Annotated in this window: 37 protein-coding genes; 2 read left to right on the forward strand and 35 right to left on the reverse strand. The window is 50.9% G+C overall.

Translation table 11 applies throughout. The annotated features are described in order from the left end of the window. The first annotated feature begins 26 nt into the window (after positions 1-26). Positions 27-440, forward strand: a complete 414-nt coding sequence (mscL, locus tag HMPREF3096_RS03905) for a large-conductance mechanosensitive channel protein MscL (protein WP_004145325.1) — start codon at positions 27-29, stop codon at positions 438-440. On the opposite strand, the gene HMPREF3096_RS28565 is transcribed toward mscL, so the two are convergent. From HMPREF3096_RS28565 to HMPREF3096_RS30785, 32 genes are all read right to left on the reverse strand, one after another. Next, a complete protein-coding gene (locus HMPREF3096_RS28565; RefSeq protein WP_008807054.1) occupies positions 376-654 on the reverse strand; it encodes an alternative ribosome-rescue factor A in 279 nt (92 codons plus the stop codon). The genes mscL and HMPREF3096_RS28565 overlap by 65 nt on opposite strands. Positions 655-711: 57 nt before the next feature. Continuing rightward, positions 712-1,137 (reverse strand): Zn(2+)-responsive transcriptional regulator, encoded by a 426-nt coding sequence (zntR, locus tag HMPREF3096_RS03910; protein WP_008807053.1) that lies wholly within the window; start codon positions 1,135-1,137, stop codon positions 712-714. Positions 1,138-1,139: 2 nt separating this feature from the next. Further along, positions 1,140-1,508: a DnaJ family domain-containing protein gene (locus HMPREF3096_RS03915; protein WP_008807052.1), complete on the reverse strand. Its 369-nt coding sequence runs from the start codon at positions 1,506-1,508 to the stop codon at positions 1,140-1,142. Positions 1,509-1,616: 108 nt separating this feature from the next. Beyond that, positions 1,617-2,003 (reverse strand): 50S ribosomal protein L17, encoded by a 387-nt coding sequence (gene rplQ, locus HMPREF3096_RS03920; RefSeq protein WP_002919206.1) that lies wholly within the window; start codon positions 2,001-2,003, stop codon positions 1,617-1,619. 40 nt (positions 2,004-2,043) lie between these two features. Next, positions 2,044-3,033, reverse strand: a complete 990-nt coding sequence (locus tag HMPREF3096_RS03925; RefSeq protein WP_002919219.1) for a DNA-directed RNA polymerase subunit alpha — start codon at positions 3,031-3,033, stop codon at positions 2,044-2,046. 25 nt (positions 3,034-3,058) lie between these two features. Next, the gene (rpsD, locus tag HMPREF3096_RS03930; RefSeq protein ID WP_002919224.1) at positions 3,059-3,679 is read right to left on the reverse strand and encodes a 30S ribosomal protein S4; all 621 of its coding nucleotides are present in this window, start codon (positions 3,677-3,679) and stop codon (positions 3,059-3,061) included. Positions 3,680-3,712: 33 nt separating this feature from the next. Next, positions 3,713-4,102, reverse strand: coding sequence for a 30S ribosomal protein S11 (gene rpsK, locus HMPREF3096_RS03935; RefSeq protein ID WP_004388621.1), 390 nt, complete (start codon positions 4,100-4,102; stop codon positions 3,713-3,715). Positions 4,103-4,118: 16 nt separating this feature from the next. Continuing rightward, positions 4,119-4,475 carry a 30S ribosomal protein S13 gene (gene rpsM / locus HMPREF3096_RS03940; protein WP_002919259.1) on the reverse strand — a complete coding sequence of 119 codons (357 nt, stop codon included), beginning with the start codon at positions 4,473-4,475 and terminating at the stop codon, positions 4,119-4,121. A 146-nt stretch (positions 4,476-4,621) separates the two neighbouring features. After that, positions 4,622-4,738: a 50S ribosomal protein L36 gene (gene rpmJ / locus HMPREF3096_RS28570; RefSeq protein WP_000868187.1), complete on the reverse strand. Its 117-nt coding sequence runs from the start codon at positions 4,736-4,738 to the stop codon at positions 4,622-4,624. Positions 4,739-4,771: 33 nt separating this feature from the next. Then, entirely contained in the window at positions 4,772-6,103 is a 1,332-nt protein-coding gene (gene secY, locus HMPREF3096_RS03945; RefSeq protein WP_008807050.1) for a preprotein translocase subunit SecY, read from the reverse strand. Between the two features lie 7 nt (positions 6,104-6,110). Beyond that, positions 6,111-6,545: a 50S ribosomal protein L15 gene (gene rplO, locus HMPREF3096_RS03950; RefSeq protein ID WP_002919516.1), complete on the reverse strand. Its 435-nt coding sequence runs from the start codon at positions 6,543-6,545 to the stop codon at positions 6,111-6,113. A gap of 3 nt (positions 6,546-6,548) precedes the next feature. Beyond that, positions 6,549-6,728 carry a 50S ribosomal protein L30 gene (rpmD, locus tag HMPREF3096_RS03955; protein ID WP_001140434.1) on the reverse strand — a complete coding sequence of 60 codons (180 nt, stop codon included), beginning with the start codon at positions 6,726-6,728 and terminating at the stop codon, positions 6,549-6,551. A gap of 3 nt (positions 6,729-6,731) precedes the next feature. Continuing rightward, positions 6,732-7,235, reverse strand: coding sequence for a 30S ribosomal protein S5 (gene rpsE, locus HMPREF3096_RS03960; RefSeq protein WP_000940121.1), 504 nt, complete (start codon positions 7,233-7,235; stop codon positions 6,732-6,734). Between the two features lie 14 nt (positions 7,236-7,249). Beyond that, positions 7,250-7,603: a 50S ribosomal protein L18 gene (gene rplR / locus HMPREF3096_RS03965; RefSeq protein ID WP_006817270.1), complete on the reverse strand. Its 354-nt coding sequence runs from the start codon at positions 7,601-7,603 to the stop codon at positions 7,250-7,252. Between the two features lie 9 nt (positions 7,604-7,612). Next, positions 7,613-8,146, reverse strand: coding sequence for a 50S ribosomal protein L6 (rplF, locus tag HMPREF3096_RS03970; protein WP_008807049.1), 534 nt, complete (start codon positions 8,144-8,146; stop codon positions 7,613-7,615). A 12-nt stretch (positions 8,147-8,158) separates the two neighbouring features. Next, entirely contained in the window at positions 8,159-8,551 is a 393-nt protein-coding gene (rpsH, locus tag HMPREF3096_RS03975) for a 30S ribosomal protein S8 (RefSeq protein ID WP_008807048.1), read from the reverse strand. A 33-nt stretch (positions 8,552-8,584) separates the two neighbouring features. Then, on the reverse strand, positions 8,585-8,890 hold the full coding sequence (gene rpsN, locus HMPREF3096_RS03980) for a 30S ribosomal protein S14 (RefSeq protein ID WP_002919667.1): 306 nt from the start codon (positions 8,888-8,890) through the stop codon (positions 8,585-8,587). Between the two features lie 14 nt (positions 8,891-8,904). Continuing rightward, a complete protein-coding gene (gene rplE, locus HMPREF3096_RS03985; RefSeq protein WP_003031123.1) occupies positions 8,905-9,444 on the reverse strand; it encodes a 50S ribosomal protein L5 in 540 nt (179 codons plus the stop codon). Between the two features lie 14 nt (positions 9,445-9,458). Further along, positions 9,459-9,773, reverse strand: a complete 315-nt coding sequence (gene rplX / locus HMPREF3096_RS03990) for a 50S ribosomal protein L24 (protein ID WP_003031122.1) — start codon at positions 9,771-9,773, stop codon at positions 9,459-9,461. Positions 9,774-9,783: 10 nt separating this feature from the next. After that, positions 9,784-10,155: a 50S ribosomal protein L14 gene (gene rplN, locus HMPREF3096_RS03995; RefSeq protein ID WP_002919748.1), complete on the reverse strand. Its 372-nt coding sequence runs from the start codon at positions 10,153-10,155 to the stop codon at positions 9,784-9,786. Between the two features lie 165 nt (positions 10,156-10,320). Next, a complete protein-coding gene (gene rpsQ, locus HMPREF3096_RS04000; protein WP_004106347.1) occupies positions 10,321-10,575 on the reverse strand; it encodes a 30S ribosomal protein S17 in 255 nt (84 codons plus the stop codon). Beyond that, positions 10,575-10,766: a 50S ribosomal protein L29 gene (gene rpmC, locus HMPREF3096_RS04005; RefSeq protein ID WP_002919754.1), complete on the reverse strand. Its 192-nt coding sequence runs from the start codon at positions 10,764-10,766 to the stop codon at positions 10,575-10,577. The genes rpsQ and rpmC overlap by 1 nt, the downstream gene beginning before the upstream one ends. Beyond that, positions 10,766-11,176 (reverse strand): 50S ribosomal protein L16, encoded by a 411-nt coding sequence (gene rplP / locus HMPREF3096_RS04010; protein WP_002919759.1) that lies wholly within the window; start codon positions 11,174-11,176, stop codon positions 10,766-10,768. Before rplP ends, rpmC begins: the two co-directional genes overlap by 1 nt. Before the next feature lie 12 nt (positions 11,177-11,188). Beyond that, a complete protein-coding gene (gene rpsC, locus HMPREF3096_RS04015; protein ID WP_002919766.1) occupies positions 11,189-11,887 on the reverse strand; it encodes a 30S ribosomal protein S3 in 699 nt (232 codons plus the stop codon). A 17-nt stretch (positions 11,888-11,904) separates the two neighbouring features. After that, on the reverse strand, positions 11,905-12,237 hold the full coding sequence (rplV, locus tag HMPREF3096_RS04020; RefSeq protein ID WP_002919773.1) for a 50S ribosomal protein L22: 333 nt from the start codon (positions 12,235-12,237) through the stop codon (positions 11,905-11,907). Positions 12,238-12,251: 14 nt separating this feature from the next. Further along, a complete protein-coding gene (rpsS, locus tag HMPREF3096_RS04025; protein WP_001138115.1) occupies positions 12,252-12,530 on the reverse strand; it encodes a 30S ribosomal protein S19 in 279 nt (92 codons plus the stop codon). Positions 12,531-12,546: 16 nt separating this feature from the next. Next, on the reverse strand, positions 12,547-13,368 hold the full coding sequence (rplB, locus tag HMPREF3096_RS04030; protein WP_002919786.1) for a 50S ribosomal protein L2: 822 nt from the start codon (positions 13,366-13,368) through the stop codon (positions 12,547-12,549). A gap of 17 nt (positions 13,369-13,385) precedes the next feature. Beyond that, on the reverse strand, positions 13,386-13,688 hold the full coding sequence (gene rplW, locus HMPREF3096_RS04035) for a 50S ribosomal protein L23 (protein ID WP_000617546.1): 303 nt from the start codon (positions 13,686-13,688) through the stop codon (positions 13,386-13,388). Then, a complete protein-coding gene (rplD, locus tag HMPREF3096_RS04040; protein ID WP_002919794.1) occupies positions 13,685-14,290 on the reverse strand; it encodes a 50S ribosomal protein L4 in 606 nt (201 codons plus the stop codon). Before rplD ends, rplW begins: the two co-directional genes overlap by 4 nt. Positions 14,291-14,300: 10 nt before the next feature. After that, a complete protein-coding gene (gene rplC, locus HMPREF3096_RS04045) occupies positions 14,301-14,930 on the reverse strand; it encodes a 50S ribosomal protein L3 (protein ID WP_002919796.1) in 630 nt (209 codons plus the stop codon). A gap of 32 nt (positions 14,931-14,962) precedes the next feature. Further along, entirely contained in the window at positions 14,963-15,274 is a 312-nt protein-coding gene (rpsJ, locus tag HMPREF3096_RS04050) for a 30S ribosomal protein S10 (RefSeq protein WP_001181005.1), read from the reverse strand. A 209-nt stretch (positions 15,275-15,483) separates the two neighbouring features. Further along, complete coding sequence (locus HMPREF3096_RS30785) at positions 15,484-15,642, reverse strand: hypothetical protein (protein ID WP_153242722.1); 159 nt, start codon at positions 15,640-15,642, stop codon at positions 15,484-15,486. Between the two features lie 13 nt (positions 15,643-15,655). Between HMPREF3096_RS30785 and HMPREF3096_RS04055 the strand changes: the two genes are divergently transcribed. Then, positions 15,656-16,141, forward strand: a complete 486-nt coding sequence (locus HMPREF3096_RS04055) for a prepilin peptidase (protein ID WP_008807047.1) — start codon at positions 15,656-15,658, stop codon at positions 16,139-16,141. On the opposite strand, the gene bfr is transcribed toward HMPREF3096_RS04055, so the two are convergent. From bfr to HMPREF3096_RS28580, 3 genes are all read right to left on the reverse strand, one after another. Further along, a complete protein-coding gene (gene bfr, locus HMPREF3096_RS04060; protein ID WP_004206792.1) occupies positions 16,125-16,601 on the reverse strand; it encodes a bacterioferritin in 477 nt (158 codons plus the stop codon). The genes HMPREF3096_RS04055 and bfr overlap by 17 nt on opposite strands. 73 nt (positions 16,602-16,674) lie before the next feature. Continuing rightward, positions 16,675-16,869: a bacterioferritin-associated ferredoxin gene (gene bfd, locus HMPREF3096_RS28575; protein WP_004152415.1), complete on the reverse strand. Its 195-nt coding sequence runs from the start codon at positions 16,867-16,869 to the stop codon at positions 16,675-16,677. Positions 16,870-17,048: 179 nt separating this feature from the next. Next, positions 17,049-17,153: EF-Tu C-terminal domain-related protein (locus HMPREF3096_RS28580; RefSeq protein ID WP_001691594.1), on the reverse strand; the 105-nt coding region annotated here is incomplete at its 5' end.

Below are 17,153 nucleotides of genomic sequence, written 5' to 3' on the forward strand. Positions count from 1 at the left end.
ACGTCAGCTGGCACAAGGAGAATAAAATGAGTTTTTTAAAAGAGTTTCGCGAATTCGCGATGCGCGGGAACGTTGTCGATTTGGCAGTGGGTGTGATCATCGGTGCAGCATTCGGTAAAATTGTTTCATCGCTGGTCGCAGATATTATTATGCCACCACTCGGCCTGTTGATTGGCGGGATCGATTTTAAACAGTTTGCCGTCACGCTACGTGATGCCCAGGGCGATGTCCCGGCTGTCGTGATGCATTATGGGGTATTCATTCAGAACGTTTTCGATTTCATCATCGTCGCGTTTGCCATCTTCATGGCGATTAAACTGATGAATAAGTTAAATCGTAAGAAAGAAGAGGCTCCGGCGGCGCCGCCAGCTCCTTCTAAAGAAGAAGTCCTGCTGAGCGAAATTCGCGATCTGCTGAAAGAGCAAAACAACCGTTCTTAATCAGCACCGAAAGCAGAAGGCCAGTGGTAAAAAAGCGATTCGCTTGCTTGCCACTGGCCTCCCGGTCAATCCTTCCTGCATGTTTATCTTTACGTTGATAGCTTCCTTTCCCTTTCTTGTTTTTCTCTACACGCTGCCTGAATAACGGATCGTGGAGAAGTGCCTCAATGGCGTTATCTTTAATTTGCCCTTTAGTATGCTGATAGCGACTCATATAAACTCCAGTGCATGTGTGAATTCCGCGCGAGTGTAGATCCGCGCGATGAAAAAATCAACGTCCCGTACCGCCATTGCTGGCGCCTTGTTCAAGGGCCTCAAGAATCGAACAATAAACACTACTGTGCGCAGTCCCACAGCAGGCATCATTAAGCCGCTGCAAAGAGCGACGCATCGTCTGTAACTCTTTGATCCGCGCCTCGACTTCGCTTAATCGCGCCTGAACGATCCCTTTCGATTCCTGGCAGGTATGGTGCTCCGGATCGATACGGATCGACAATAATTCGCGGATCGCTTCCAGAGTGAAGCCCAGCTGACGGGCATAGCGAATAAAGCGTAGCCGCTGAAGATCGTTATCCGAGTAAAGACGAAATCCCCCCTCGGTGCGCACGTCATGATCCATCATTTGCTGTTTCTCATAATAACGGATGGTATCTGGCGTGACGTCAGCCAGCTTAGCCAGCTCACCAATACGATACATATTTACTCCTGATTCATTCTTTGTAGCAAAGCCTCGGCATACTCACCGCGTAAAAAGTCGGTACTCAGGCCAGCCTGACGAAGCTTCAGTTCGAGCAAGGCAAGCCGTTTGCTCAGTTCAGCATGACGCGGATCGTCCTGGCGGACGCCCTTCAGTAAATCAGCCAGTGCCACCGCTTCTCTTCGCTGCTCCAGCTCCGGGGGAAGGCATCCAGCATTCTTCAGAAGGCGATAACCTGCCCGCAGCTCCGCCGGCACATGCGAATCGTCATCGAGAGTCAGCGGCTCGCCGCTGCCGGGTAAGTTATCGAACTCACCTTTAGTTTGGGCATCGAGGATATGGCGTTCCGCCCACTGATCCAGTAACCACATTCTACGGCTCCGGGGGATGAACAAAAAGAGTACAGATAGTGTAGTGAAGTGGGGATGCGGTAGATATAAAAAAACCCGCCGGGGCGGGTTTTTTTACGTTACTACAGATTACTCTGCAGCAGCTTCTGCTTTCGGCTCAGCACGATCAACCAGCTCGATGTATGCCATCGGCGCGTTGTCGCCTGCACGGAAGCCACACTTCAGAATGCGAGTGTAACCACCGGCGCGGCTCGCGAAACGCGGGCCCAGCTCGTTAAACAGTTTTGCCACGATCTCGTTATCACGAGTGCGGGCGAATGCCAGACGACGATTAGCAACGCTATCAGTCTTGGCAAGAGTAATCAGCGGCTCAACTACGCGACGCAGTTCTTTCGCTTTCGGCAGGGTCGTCTTGATGATTTCATGACGAACCAGCGAACCTGCCATGTTACGGAACATAGCCTGGCGATGGCTGCTGTTGCGGTTCAGTTGACGACCACTCTTACGATGGCGCATGACCTTATCCTTCTCAGTAAAACCTTAACCTGTGATCCGGTTACTCGTCAGCAATGCTTGCTGGTGGCCAGTTTTCCAGGCGCATGCCCAGAGACAGTCCACGGGAAGCCAGCACGTCTTTAATCTCAGTAAGAGATTTTTTACCCAGGTTCGGCGTTTTCAGCAACTCAACCTCGGTACGCTGTACCAGATCACCGATATAGTGGATAGCTTCTGCCTTGAGGCAGTTAGCAGAGCGGACAGTCAATTCCAGATCGTCAACAGGGCGCAGCAGGATCGGATCGAACTCTGGTTTCTCTTCTTTCACTTCTGGCTGACGTACATCACGTAAGTCAACAAAAGCTTCCAGTTGTTCAGCCAGAATGGTTGCCGCACGACGAATCGCCTCTTCAGGATCGATTGTGCCGTTGGTTTCCATTTCGATGACCAGCTTGTCCAGGTCGGTACGCTGTTCTACACGCGCAGCTTCAACATTGTAGGCAATACGCTCTACAGGGCTGTAGCAGGCGTCGACCAGCAGACGGCCGATTGGGCGCTCATCTTCTTCCGAATGAATTCGGGCAGAAGCCGGCACATAACCGCGACCGCGCTGAACTTTGATACGCATGCTAATAGCAGCGTTCTCATCAGTCAGGTGGCAAATCACGTGCTGCGGCTTGACGATTTCGACATCACCGTCGTGGGTAATGTCGGCTGCAGTCACAGGGCCAATGCCAGATTTATTCAAAGTAAGGATGACTTCATCTTTACCCTGAACTCTCACCGCCAGCCCTTTCAGGTTGAGCAGGATTTCAAGGATGTCTTCCTGAACGCCTTCTTTGGTGCTGTACTCGTGCAGTACACCATCAATCTCAACCTCGGTCACCGCGCAACCCGGCATCGATGAGAGCAGAATACGGCGCAGTGCGTTACCCAGAGTATGGCCGAAGCCACGCTCTAAAGGCTCAAGGGTCACCTTGGCGTGCGTCGAACTCACTTGCTCGATATCGACCAGGCGCGGTTTTAGAAACTCTGTCACAGAACCCTGCATTGTGTCCTCTCTTTGGTACTAAGCTTTACTTGGAGTAAAGCTCGACGATCAGGTGTTCGTTAATGTCCGCAGACAGATCAGAACGCTCCGGCTGACGCTTGAACGTACCTTCCATCTTGCCAGCATCAACTTCCAGCCAGGTTGGCTTTTCACGCTGCTCAGCCAGCTCCAGAGCGGCTTTCACGCGAGATTGCTTTTTCGCTTTCTCACGAATGCTGACAACGTCATTCGCTTTAACCTGATAAGAAGCGATGTTAACAACACGACCGTTTACCATAATCGCTTTGTGGCTAACCAGCTGGCGTGCTTCAGCACGAGTGGCGCCGAAGCCCATACGGTATACAACGTTGTCCAGACGACCTTCCAGCAGAGCCAACAGGTTTTCACCGGTGTTGCCTTTCAGACGTGCTGCTTCTTTATAGTAGTTACGGAACTGACGCTCCAGCACACCGTACATACGGCGAACTTTTTGCTTTTCACGCAACTGCACACCATAGTCAGACAGACGCGGTTTACGCGCACCGTGCTGGCCAGGAGCTTGTTCAATTTTACACTTGGTATCGATCGCGCGAACGCCAGACTTAAGGAATAAGTCGGTGCCCTCACGACGGCTCAGCTTGAGCTTAGGACCCAAATATCTTGCCATTTTCTTTCTCCAACTAACCTGGAAAACGTAGCGTTATACGCGACGTTTTTTCGGCGGACGACAACCGTTATGAGGGATCGGAGTCACATCAGTAATATTAGTGATGCGGAAACCAGCGGCGTTCAGTGCACGAATGGTAGATTCGCGACCCGGACCCGGACCTTTGACCATAACTTCCAGATTCTTGATGCCGTATTCTTTTACGGCTTCTGCGCAACGCTCTGCTGCAACCTGAGCTGCAAACGGAGTGGATTTGCGAGAACCACGGAAACCGGAACCACCGGCTGTTGCCCAACCCAGTGCGTTACCCTGACGATCAGTGATAGTAACGATGGTGTTGTTAAAAGAAGCATGGATATGAGCCACGCCATCAGAGACTTGTTTTCTTACACGCTTACGTGCACGAACTGGTGCCTTTGCCATTATTCAATCACCCCGATTATTTCTTGATCGGTTTACGCGGACCCTTACGGGTACGTGCGTTGGTCTTGGTACGCTGACCGCGAACCGGAAGACCACGACGATGGCGTAAACCACGGTAGCAACCAAGGTCCATCAGACGCTTGATGCTCAGGGTGATTTCACGGCGCAGATCACCTTCAACGACAAATTTACCTACTGCTTCACGCAGAATATCAATTTGTTCTTCAGACAGCTCACTGATCTTAACATTTTCAGCGATGCCCGTTTCAGCACAGATAGCTTTAGAACGGGTTTTGCCGATACCGAAAATAGCGGTTAAAGCGATTACGGTATGTTTGTGATCAGGAATGTTAATGCCTGCTATACGGGCCACTATGCACTCCTACTATTTAATATGTACGTACCATGCTGAAAAGCCCGTTTTCAGGATACTCAAATGGAAACGTACAGACATACAAAAGATTGGCTGGCTAATCTAGCCAGCTCAATCCAACTTTGCAAGAAAAATATGCGAATAAATCAGCCTTGGCGCTGTTTATGCTTCGGCTCGGCACTGCAAATCACACGGATGACGCCATCACGCTTAACGATTTTGCAGTTACGGCATAATTTCTTGACGGAAGCACGAACTTTCATTTTTACTCTCCGTAACTTCTCGGGCGACCAGTTTTAACGGCCGTAGCCTTTCAGGTTCGCCTTCTTCAATGCAGACTCATACTGACTGGACATCATCAGAGTTTGCACTTGAGCCATAAAGTCCATAATCACGACAACAACGATAAGCAGCGATGTCCCACCGAAGTAGAACGGCACTTTCATCGCGTCACGCATGAACTCCGGGATCAGGCAGATAAAAGTAATATACAACGCACCAACCAGAGTCAGGCGAGTCATCACTTTATCGATATACTTCGCCGTTTGCTCTCCCGGACGAATTCCTGGTACAAATGCACCGGACTTCTTCAGGTTATCTGCTGTTTCACGCGGGTTGAAAACCAACGCCGTGTAGAAGAAACAGAAGAAGATGATTGCAGACGCATAGAGTAACACATAAAGCGGTTGCCCAGGCTGCAAATACAGCGAAATTGTTGTCAGCCAGTTCCAACCAGTACCACCCCCGAACCATGACGTGATGGTTGCCGGGAACAGTATAATACTGGAAGCGAAGATTGCCGGGATTACCCCCGCCATATTCACTTTCAGCGGTAAATGTGTGCTCTGTGCAGCATAGACACGACGACCCTGCTGCCGTTTCGCGTAGTTTACCACAATGCGGCGTTGACCACGTTCAACGAATACAACAAAGAAGGTCACTGCAAATACTAATACTGCAACCAACAGCAACAGGAGGAAGTGCAGGTCGCCTTGACGCGCTTGCTCGATAGTATGGGCGATGGCCGGCGGGAGTCCCGCAACGATCCCGGCGAAGATCAGGATCGAGATACCGTTACCGATACCGCGTTCAGTGATCTGTTCGCCGAGCCACATCAGGAACATAGTCCCTGTGACCAGACTTACAACAGCGGTGAAATAGAACGCAAAGCCTGGATTAATCACCAGGCCCTGCATACCAGGCATATTCGGCAGACCGGTAGCAATACCGATCGACTGGAATATCGCCAGCACCAGAGTACCGTAGCGGGTGTACTGGCTGATCTTACGACGACCAGACTCCCCTTCTTTCTTCAGCTCTGCCAGCGGTTGGTAAACCACCGTCAGCAGCTGCACGATGATAGATGCCGAGATATACGGCATAATCCCCAGTGCAAAGATAGAAGCACGGCTGAGAGCACCACCAGAGAACATGTTGAACATTTCAATGATGGTGCCTCGCTGTTGCTCAAGCAGTTTGGCAAGTACAGCGGCATCAATACCAGGGATCGGAATAAAAGAGCCAATACGGAACACTATCAGCGCACCGACCACAAACAGAAGTCTGCGTTTCAGTTCGCCAAGGCCACCTTTGGCACTTTGAAAATCTAATCCCGGTTGTTTAGCCATCTGCTACTTATTCCTCAATTTTACCGCCAGCAGCTTCGATAGCAGCACGAGCACCTTTAGTCACACGCAGGCCACGAACAGTTACCGGACGAGTTACCTCACCAGACAGGATCACTTTCGCGAACTCGATCTGGACACCGATAATGTTTGCCGCTTTCAGCGCGTTCAGGTCTACTACATCGCCTTCTACGTGAGCCAGATCGGAGAGACGGATCTCTGCGGTGATCATCGCTTTACGAGAAGTGAAGCCGAATTTCGGCAGACGACGGTACAGAGGCATCTGACCACCCTCGAAACCGCGACGTACGCCACCGCCAGAACGAGACTTCTGACCTTTGTGACCACGACCACCGGTTTTACCGAGGCCAGAACCGATACCACGACCCAGGCGTTTACCCGCCTTTTTGGAGCCTTCGGCCGGAGACAGAGTATTTAAACGCATCTCTTACTCCTCAACTTTAACCATGAAGGAAACCGCGTTGACCATACCACGAACAGCAGGAGTATCCTCGCGCTCTACGGTGTGACCAATACGACGCAGACCCAGGCCAAGCAGTGTTGCCTTGTGTTTCGGCAGACGACCGATTGCACTGCGGGTTTGAGTAATTTTAATAGTCTTTGCCATGGTTTATTTCCCCAGAATTTCTTCAACGGATTTACCACGCTTGGCAGCGACCATTTCTGGAGAATTCATATTTTCCAGGCCATCAATAGTTGCACGAACCACGTTGATCGGGTTGGTGGAACCGTATGCTTTAGCCAGAACGTTATGAACCCCAGCAACTTCCAGAACGGCGCGCATTGCACCACCGGCGATGATACCGGTACCTTCGGAAGCTGGCTGCATGAATACACGAGAACCCGTGTGAACACCTTTAACCGGGTGTTGCAGGGTGCCGTTGTTCAGCGCGACGTTAATCATGTTGCGACGGGCTTTTTCCATCGCTTTCTGGATCGCTGCTGGAACTTCACGCGCTTTACCGTAACCAAAACCAACGCGACCGTTACCATCACCAACTACAGTCAGAGCTGTGAAGGAGAAAATACGACCACCTTTAACGGTTTTAGATACGCGGTTTACCGCGATCAGCTTTTCCTGCAGTTCGCCAGCTTGTTTTTCGATGTGAGCCATCTTACACCTCTACCTTAGAACTGAAGGCCAGCTTCACGGGCAGCATCTGCCAGTGCCTGGACACGACCATGATATTGGAACCCGGAACGGTCAAAGGAAACATCTTTGATGCCTTTTTCCAGAGCGCGTTCAGCAACAGCTTTACCCACAGCTGCAGCCGCGTCTTTGTTACCGGTGTACTTCAGTTGTTCAGAGATAGCTTTTTCTACAGTAGAAGCAGCTACCAGAACTTCAGAACCATTCGGAGCAATTACCTGTGCGTAAATATGACGCGGGGTACGATGTACCACCAGGCGAGTTGCACCCAGCTCCTGGAGCTTGCGGCGTGCGCGGGTCGCACGACGGATACGAGCAGATTTCTTATCCATAGTGTTACCTTACTTCTTCTTAGCCTCTTTGGTACGCACGACTTCGTCGGCGTAACGAACACCCTTGCCTTTATAAGGCTCAGGACGACGGTAGGCGCGCAGATCTGCTGCAACCTGGCCGATCACCTGCTTATCAGCGCCTTTCAGCACGATTTCAGTTTGAGTCGGACATTCTGCAGTGATACCGGCCGGCAGCTTATGTTCAACAGGATGAGAGAAACCTAAAGCCAGGTTTACTACATCCCCTTTAACCGCTGCACGATAGCCTACACCAACCAGCTGAAGCTTTTTAGTGAAGCCTTCGGTAACACCGATAACCATTGAGTTCAGCAGGGCACGTGCGGTACCAGCCTGAGCCCATCCGTCTACGTAACCATCACGCGGACCGAAGGTCAGAGCATTATCTGCATGTTTAACTTCAACAGCATCGTTGAGAGTACGAGTCAGCTCGCCATTTTTACCTTTGATCGTAATAACCTGACCGTTGACTTTAACATCAACGCCGGCAGGAACAACGACCGGTGCTTTAGCAACACGAGACATTTTTTCCTCCGATTAGGCTACGTAGCAGATAATTTCGCCACCAAGACCAGCCTGGCGCGCTGCACGATCAGTCATAACACCTTTAGAGGTAGAAACAACTGCGATACCCAGACCCGCCATAACTTTCGGCAGCTCATCTTTACGTTTGTAGATGCGCAGACCTGGGCGGCTGACACGCTGAATGCTTTCTACAACAGCTTTACCCTGGAAATACTTAAGAGTCAGTTCCAGTTCCGGCTTGATGTCGCCTTCAACTTTAAAATCTTCAATAAAGCCTTCTTCCTTCAGCACGTTGGCAATTGCCACTTTCAGCTTGGAGGAAGGCATGGTGACCGCAGCTTTATTCGCGGCCTGACCGTTACGGATACGGGTCAGCATATCCGCGATCGGATCTTGCATGCTCATCTGTCTTTACTCCCGTGATTCAATTGGTGACAATTACCAGCTAGCCTTTTTCAGACCCGGGATTTCACCGCGCATAGCGGCTTCACGGACCTTAATACGGCTCAACCCGAACTTCCGCAGGAAACCATGCGGACGACCTGTTTGACGGCAGCGATTACGCTGACGAGACGGGCTGGAATCACGCGGCAGAGTCTGCAGCTTGAGAACAGCGTTCCAACGATCTTCGTCGGTTGCGTTCACATCAGAGATGATAGCTTTCAGTTCAGCGCGTTTAGCGAAGAATTTATCAGCTAAAGCCACGCGCTTTACTTCGCGTGCTTTCATTGATTGCTTAGCCATTAAGTAACCCTACCTTACTTGCGGAACGGGAAGTCAAAGGCAGCCAGCAGAGCGCGGCCTTCTTCATCAGATTTCGCAGTAGTGGTAATGGTAATATCCAAACCACGAACGCGGTCGACTTTATCGTAGTCGATTTCTGGGAAGATGATCTGCTCACGGACACCCATGCTGTAGTTACCACGGCCGTCGAAAGACTTAGCGGACAAGCCACGGAAGTCACGGATACGCGGTACAGCAATAGTGATCAGGCGCTCAAAGAACTCCCACATGCGCTCGCCGCGCAGAGTTACTTTACAGCCGATCGGATAGCCCTGACGGATTTTGAAGCCTGCAACTGATTTGCGTGCTTTGGTGATCAGCGGTTTTTGACCGGAGATTGCTGTCAGGTCAGCTGCTGCGTTATCCAGCAGTTTCTTGTCAGCGATCGCTTCACCAACACCCATGTTCAGGGTGATCTTCTCGACCCGAGGGACTTGCATGACAGAATTGTAGTTAAACTCAGTCATGAGTTTAGCGACTACTTCGTCTTTGTAGTAATCATGCAGTTTCGCCATCGTACTACTCCAAATTACTTGATAGTTTCGCTATTAGATTTGAAGAAACGGACTTTTTTGCCGTCTTCGAATCTAAAGCCTACACGGTCAGCCTTGCCGGTTGCCGCGTTGAAGATAGCAAGGTTAGAGATCTGAATAGCTGCTTCTTTCTCTACAATGCCGCCTGGTTGGTTCAGGGCCGGAACCGGCTTCTGATGTTTCTTAACCAAGTTGATACCTTCAACAATGACCTTGCCGGAAGACAGGACATTTTTTACTTTACCGCGTTTACCTTTATCTTTACCGGTTAACACGATAACTTCGTCATCACGACGGATTTTAGCTGCCATGATTCGCTCCTTAGAGTACTTCTGGTGCCAGAGAGATAATTTTCATGAACTTCTCGGTACGAAGTTCACGAGTTACCGGCCCAAAAATACGCGTACCGATAGGCTGCTCGCTGTTATTGTTCAGAATAACGCATGCATTACCATCGAAGCGAATGACAGAACCGTCCGGGCGACGAACACCCTTCTTGGTGCGCACCACTACCGCCTTCAGCACATCACCTTTTTTGACCTTACCACGCGGAATTGCTTCCTTGATGGTGATCTTGATGATGTCGCCTACGCCTGCGTAGCGACGGTGCGAGCCACCCAGAACCTTGATACACATTACGCGACGTGCACCGGAGTTGTCGGCGACGTTCAGCATAGTCTGTTCTTGGATCATTTTAGTGCTCCGCTAATGTCAACTACTACTGAGACCCGAAAATTAGGGTCGTTAAAAAGCCCCATATCGAGGGCGCGGCATTATAACACCACAAACCAGATATGGGTAGAAAAAATAAACGGCTCATCGCTGAGCCGTTTATCCGTATCGAGAATGCGTACTCTATTACAGAACCGCTTTCTCTACAACGCGAACCAGCGTCCAGGACTTAGTCTTGGACAGCGGACGGCATTCGCGGATTTCAACCACGTCACCGATACCGCATTCGTTGTTCTCGTCATGTACGTGCAGTTTGGTCGTACGTTTGATGAATTTGCCGTATACCGGGTGTTTCACCATACGTTCGATAGCAACAACAATGGATTTCTCCATTTTGTCGCTAACTACGCGACCTTGCAGAGTACGGATTTTATCGGTCATTACGCACCCGCCTTCTGAGTCAGTAAAGTCTTAACGCGTGCAACATCACGACGCACTTGCTTCAGCAGATGAGTCTGTTGCAGCTGGCCACTTGCAGCCTGCATACGCAGGTTGAACTGCTCACGCAGCAGGTTCAGCAGCTCAGCGTTCAGCTCTTCAACGCTTTTTTCACGCAGCTCTTTTGCTTTCATTACATCACCGTCTTAGTTACAAAGGTGGTTTTGATCGGCAGTTTCGCTGCTGCCAGGCCGAATGCTTCACGGGCCAGCTCTTCCGGTACGCCGTCCATTTCATACAGGACTTTACCCGGCTGAATCAAGGCAACCCAGTACTCCACGTTACCTTTACCTTTACCCATACGAACTTCCAGCGGCTTCTCGGTGATCGGTTTGTCCGGGAATACACGGATCCAGATCTTACCTTGACGCTTAACTGCACGGGTCATAGCACGACGTGCTGCTTCGATCTGACGGGCAGTCAGACGACCACGGCCAACAGCTTTCAGACCGAAAGTGCCGAAGCTAACATCCGTACCCTGCGCCAGACCACGGTTGCGGCCTTTGTGCACTTTACGGAATTTTGTACGCTTTGGTTGTAACATCAGCGACGCTCCTTATTTACGGCCTTTACGCTGCTGCTTTTTAGGTTGAGCAGCCGGTTCCGGTTGTTCAACAGCAGCCATACCACCCAGGATCTCACCTTTGAAGATCCATACCTTAACGCCGATTACACCGTAAGTGGTGTGCGCTTCAGAGGTGTTGTAGTCGATGTCAGCACGCAGAGTGTGCAGCGGTACGCGACCTTCACGGTACCATTCGGTACGTGCGATTTCCGCGCCGCCCAGACGGCCGCTAACTTCAACTTTGATACCTTTAGCGCCCAGACGCATTGCGTTCTGTACAGCACGCTTCATCGCACGACGGAACATAACGCGACGTTCCAGCTGAGAAGTGATGCTGTCAGCAACCAATTTAGCGTCCAGTTCAGGCTTACGAACTTCGGCAATATTGATCTGTGCAGGTACGCCAGCGATATCCGCTACGACCTTGCGCAGTTTTTCTACGTCTTCGCCTTTCTTACCGATAACGATACCCGGGCGAGCAGTGTGAATGGTCACACGGATGCTCTTAGCCGGACGCTCGATAACGATGCGTGATACAGACGCTTTAGCCAGTTCTTTTGTCAGGAACTGACGTACTTTAAAATCGCTGTCCAGGTTGTCAGCGAATTCTTTGGTGTTCGCGAACCAGGTAGAGTTCCATGGTTTGACAATACCCAGGCGAATACCATTAGGATGTACTTTCTGACCCATTGCTAGTCTCCAGAGTCTCAGCGATCGGACACAACCACAGTGATGTGGCTGGTGCGCTTCAGGATGCGATCTGCACGACCTTTAGCACGCGGCATAATGCGCTTCATGCTCGGGCCTTCGTCTACGAAAATTTTCGCAACTTTCAGATCATCAATGTCAGCGCCATCGTTGTGTTCAGCGTTAGCAATGGCAGATTCCAGTACCTTCTTGACCAGTACAGCAGCTTTTTTGTTGGTGTAGGTCAGAATATCCAGGGCCTGCGACACTTTCTTACCGCGAATCAGGTCAGCTACGAGGCGAACCTTCTGAGCAGAAGAACGAGCATGGCGATGTTGAGCTAAAGTTTCCATCTCTTCCTCCTACCTTATTTCTTCTTCGCTTTTTTATCAGCAGCGTGGCCGCGATAAGTACGAGTCGGTGCGAATTCACCCAGTTTGTGACCAACCATTTCGTCGGAAACAAAGACTGGAACGTGCTGACGACCATTATGGACAGCGATGGTCAAACCGATCATGTTAGGAAAGATCGTTGAACGACGGGACCAAGTGCGCAGGGGCTTCTTGTCTCCGCTTTCCACCGCTTTCTCTACCTTCTTCAGCAAGTGCAGGTCAATAAAAGGACCTTTCTTGAGAGAACGTGGCATGGCTTATCCTCTAAAATTATTTGCTACGGCGACGTACGATGAATTTATCAGTACGCTTGTTGCTGCGGGTCTTCTTACCTTTGGTCTGCAGGCCCCACGGGGATACCGGGTGCTTACCAAAGTTACGACCTTCACCACCACCATGTGGGTGGTCTACTGGGTTCATCGCAGTACCGCGAACGGTAGGACGAACACCACGCCAGCGTGCAGCACCTGCTTTACCCAGAACGCGCAGCATATGCTCAGCATTGCCAACTTCGCCCAGAGTAGCGCGGCAGTCTGCTTCGACTTTACGCATTTCACCAGAACGCAGACGCAGGGTGACATAAGCACCATCACGAGCAACGATCTGAACGTAAGTACCAGCGGAACGTGCCAGCTGACCGCCTTTACCTGGTTTCATTTCTACGTTATGAACGGTAGAACCAACCGGGATATTGCGCATCGGCAGGGTGTTGCCTGCTTTGATTGCAGCATCAACGCCAGACTGAATCTGGTCACCAGCTTTCAGGCCTTTCGGGGCCAGGATGTAACGGCGCTCGCCGTCTTTGTACAGAACCAGCGCGATGTTCGCGGAGCGGTTCGGATCGTACTCAAGACGTTCAACAACTGCCGGGATACCATCTTTGTTGCGTTTGAAGTCAACAATACGGTAAGCCTGCTTGTGGCCACCACCGATATGACGGGTGGTGATACGGCCATTGTTGTTACGACCACCGGATTTGCTGTTTTTTTCCAGCAACGGAGCAAAAGGTTTGCCCTTGTGCAGCTCTGGGTTAACCACTTTAACGACGTGGCGACGACCCGGAGATGTCGGTTTACATTTAACAACTGCCATTGTATTACTCCTCCGACTTACTCAGCGCCGCCAACGAAGTCCAGATTCTGGCCTTCCTTCAGGGTGACGTAAGCTTTTTTCCAGTCGCTACGACGACCGATACGCTGTCCGTGACGTTTAACTTTCCCTTTAACTACCAGGGTGTTAACGACTTCGACTTCGACTTCAAACAGTTTCTGCACAGCAGCTTTGATTTCTGCTTTGGTCGCGTCTTTAGCAACTTTGAGAACGATGGTGTTTGTTTTTTCCATCGCAGTAGACGCTTTTTCAGAAACGTGCGGTGCGCGCAGCACCTTCAGCAGACGTTCTTCACGAATCATGCCAGCATCTCCTCAACTTGCTTAACAGCATCAGCAGTCATTACGACTTTGTCGAAGGCGATCAGGCTAACCGGGTCGATACCGTTCGCATCACGTACGTCAACCTTGTGCAGGTTACGTGCGGCCAGGAACAGGTTCTCGTCCAGCTCACCGGTGATGATCAGCACATCTTCCAGAGCCATGTCTTTCAGTTTCTGTGCCAGCAGCTTAGTTTTCGGCGCTTCAACAGAGAACTTCTCGACAACGATCAGACGATCCTGACGTACCAGTTCGGACAGAATGCTTTTCAGCGCGCCGCGGTACATCTTCTTGTTAACTTTTTGACTGTGGTCCTGCGGACGAGCAGCGAAGGTCACGCCACCGGAACGCCAGATCGGGCTCTTGATAGAACCAGAACGCGCACGGCCGGTACCTTTCTGGCGCCACGGTTTTTTACCGGAGCCAGTGATTTCAGCACGAGTCTTCTGAGCACGAGTGCCCTGACGCGCACCAGCTGCATAAGCAACAACAACCTGGTGAACCAGCGCTTCGTTGAAATCACGACCGAAGGTAGTTTCGGAAACAGTCAGCGCGCTCTGCGCGTCTTTCAATACTAATTCCATTGCTATCTCCTCACGCCTTCACAGCTGGTTTAACGATCAGGTCGCTACCGGTAGCACCCGGGACAGCACCTTTAACCAGCAGCAGGTTGCGCTCAGCGTCAACACGTACTACGTCCAGGCTCTGAACGGTTACACGCTCATTACCCAGCTGACCTGCCATTTTCTTGCCTTTGAACACTTTGCCCGGAGTCTGGTTCTGACCGATAGAACCCGGAACGCGGTGAGACAAGGAGTTACCGTGAGTAGCGTCCTGGGTACGGAAGTTCCAGCGCTTAACGGTACCAGCAAAACCTTTACCTTTAGAGGTACCGGTTACGTCAACTTTTTTAACGTCAGCAAACAGTTCAACGCTAATGTTCTGACCTACGGTGAATTCTTCGCCGTCAGCAAGACGGAATTCCCACAGACCACGGCCAGCTTCAACGCCAGCTTTAGCGAAGTGACCCGCTTCCGGCTTGGTTACACGGTTAGCTTTTTTAGCACCGGTGGTAACCTGGATTGCGCGGTAGCCATCGTTAGCCAGGTCTTTAACCTGAGTAACGCGGTTTGCTTCAACTTCGATTACGGTTACTGGGATAGATACGCCATCTTCAGTGAAGATGCGGGTCATGCCCACTTTTTTACCGACTAAACCAATCATTGTTTCAACCTCTCAATCGCTCGATGACCTGATTAACCCAGGCTGATCTGCACGTCTACACCGGCAGCCAGATCCAGACGCATCAGAGCATCAACGGTTTTTTCAGTTGGCTCAACGATGTCAACCAGACGCTTGTGAGTGCGAATCTCGTACTGATCACGCGCGTCTTTGTTGACGTGCGGGGAGATCAGAACGGTAAAGCGCTCTTTGCGGGTCGGCAGCGGGATCGGACCACGGACTTGCGCACCAGTGCGCTTAGCAGTCTCGACGATTTCCGCGGTTGATTGATCGATCAGACGATGATCAAACGCTTTAAGGCGGATACGGATTCTTTGGTTCTGCATGAGACCAGAGCTCCAATTATTTTATAGACGAAATGATTACTCCTCATACCCATTACGATTGATGGGAGAGTGTAACCGTTCTTACATAGTCCCCCGATTGGGGACATTGTTTGATAGCAAAAAGCACTATCAGGGTTCATATCGAACCGGCTGTCAACTTTGACAGGCCCGCGCATTATACGCAAATTCTGGCACGACGCAAGCGCTGTTTAGAAAATCATCACCGGGATTTGCGCGTCTTCGCGATAGTGCGCTGTGCAAGCGCCGTAACGCTGCCAATAAATCCGCAAAGCGCCATCCACTCTCGAAAATTGCATTTTGCCCTGCGCCGAGCCGATAAGCATAGTGAGGCCATGTTCATTGCTCATCACGGGGTAACCTATGCTCGCCGCCCTCCCCTTCTTACTGTGCTATAGCGGATTGACGCTAGCATTATGTCAGCAGGACCTGCGTTACGGCTTGCTGCCAGACCGTTTCACCTGTCCCCTGCTATGGAGCGGCTTGCTTTTTTATCTCTGTCTGGCGCCGCATCAGCTCAACGAGGCTGTCTGGGGAGCACTAGCCGGCTATCTCTCGTTTGCCGCCCTTTATTGGCTATACCGCAGGGTCCGTGGGCATGAAGGATTAGGCTATGGCGATATAAAATATCTCGCCGCCCTTGGGGCCTGGCATGGCTGGCGAATGCTGCCGCAGCTGGTGCTGGTAGCGTCATTGCTCGCTGGCATGACGTGGGTGATATTGGGACTGTCCGCCAGGTGCGGCGGCAACAGAAAATGGGAAAAGAATAACCCGCTGCCATTTGGGCCATTTCTGGCGGCAGCAGGTTTCTGGTGCGGGTGGCAAACGCTGGCTAATCTGACACTTTGATCTGCGACTGCAGGTAATTTTGCAGGCCAATTTTGCCAATGAGATCGAGTTCGGTTTCCAGCCAGTCGATATGGCCTTCTTCATCCGCCAGGATCTCAATCATCATATCGCGGCTGACATAGTCATGTACGCTGTCGGCATAGGCGATCGCTTCACGCAGGTTTTGCGCGCCTTCCAGCTCCAGGCGTAAATCTGACTGCAGCATCTCTTCCACATCTTCACCGATGCCAAGTTTGCCGAGATCCTGCAGATTAGGAATGCCTTCGAGGAAAAGAATACGCTCGATGTACTTATCGGCGTGCTTCATTTCATCAATTGATTCGTGGTACTCAATATCGTTGAGGCGCATCAGACCCCAGTTTTTGAACATTCTCGCATGGAGAAAGTACTGATTGATTGCGACCAGCTCATTTCCCAATAATTTATTGAGATAACTTATGATTTTGACATCACCTTTCATTATATAGTCCCTCCGCTTCCACTTATTGAAGCGTAGTCCGGCCTATAGGGATGTCAAAAGAGAAGCGCGGACTTCAGGCGATTTCTTTGAATTCCGGCATGGTGGTTAATTCATCTTCCATCACTTCACGTGCAGCTCGAACGCACTTACCGCATTGATTTCCAACGGGAACAAACTTACGTAATTGCTGAAAAGATTGCGGTTGAAACTGGCGAACAACCTGGCGAATTTTTTTATCGCTAACGCCATTGCACAAACAAACGTACATATAAACTCCCGTTCAATTTATGCACAAATATTAAATGAGAATAGTTATGATTACAATAGACCATTTGCGCATTATCCGCCGCAGCGCACGTTATGAATGGTGTGTTGTACACGTTATTTCGCGGAACTGCGCGCAGCAAAAAGGGCGCCGAAGCGCCCTTTTTATTCGAAGCTAACGAATTAGCCCAGAACTTTAGCTACAACGCCCGCGCCAACGGTACGGCCGCCTTCACGGATTGCGAAACGCAGACCGTCGTCCATCGCGATCGGGTGGATCAGGGTAAC

Origin of the sequence: Klebsiella sp. HMSC25G12 (assembly GCF_001807705.1) — a bacterium.
In the GTDB taxonomy this organism is placed as follows: Bacteria; Pseudomonadota; Gammaproteobacteria; order Enterobacterales; family Enterobacteriaceae; genus Klebsiella; species Klebsiella variicola.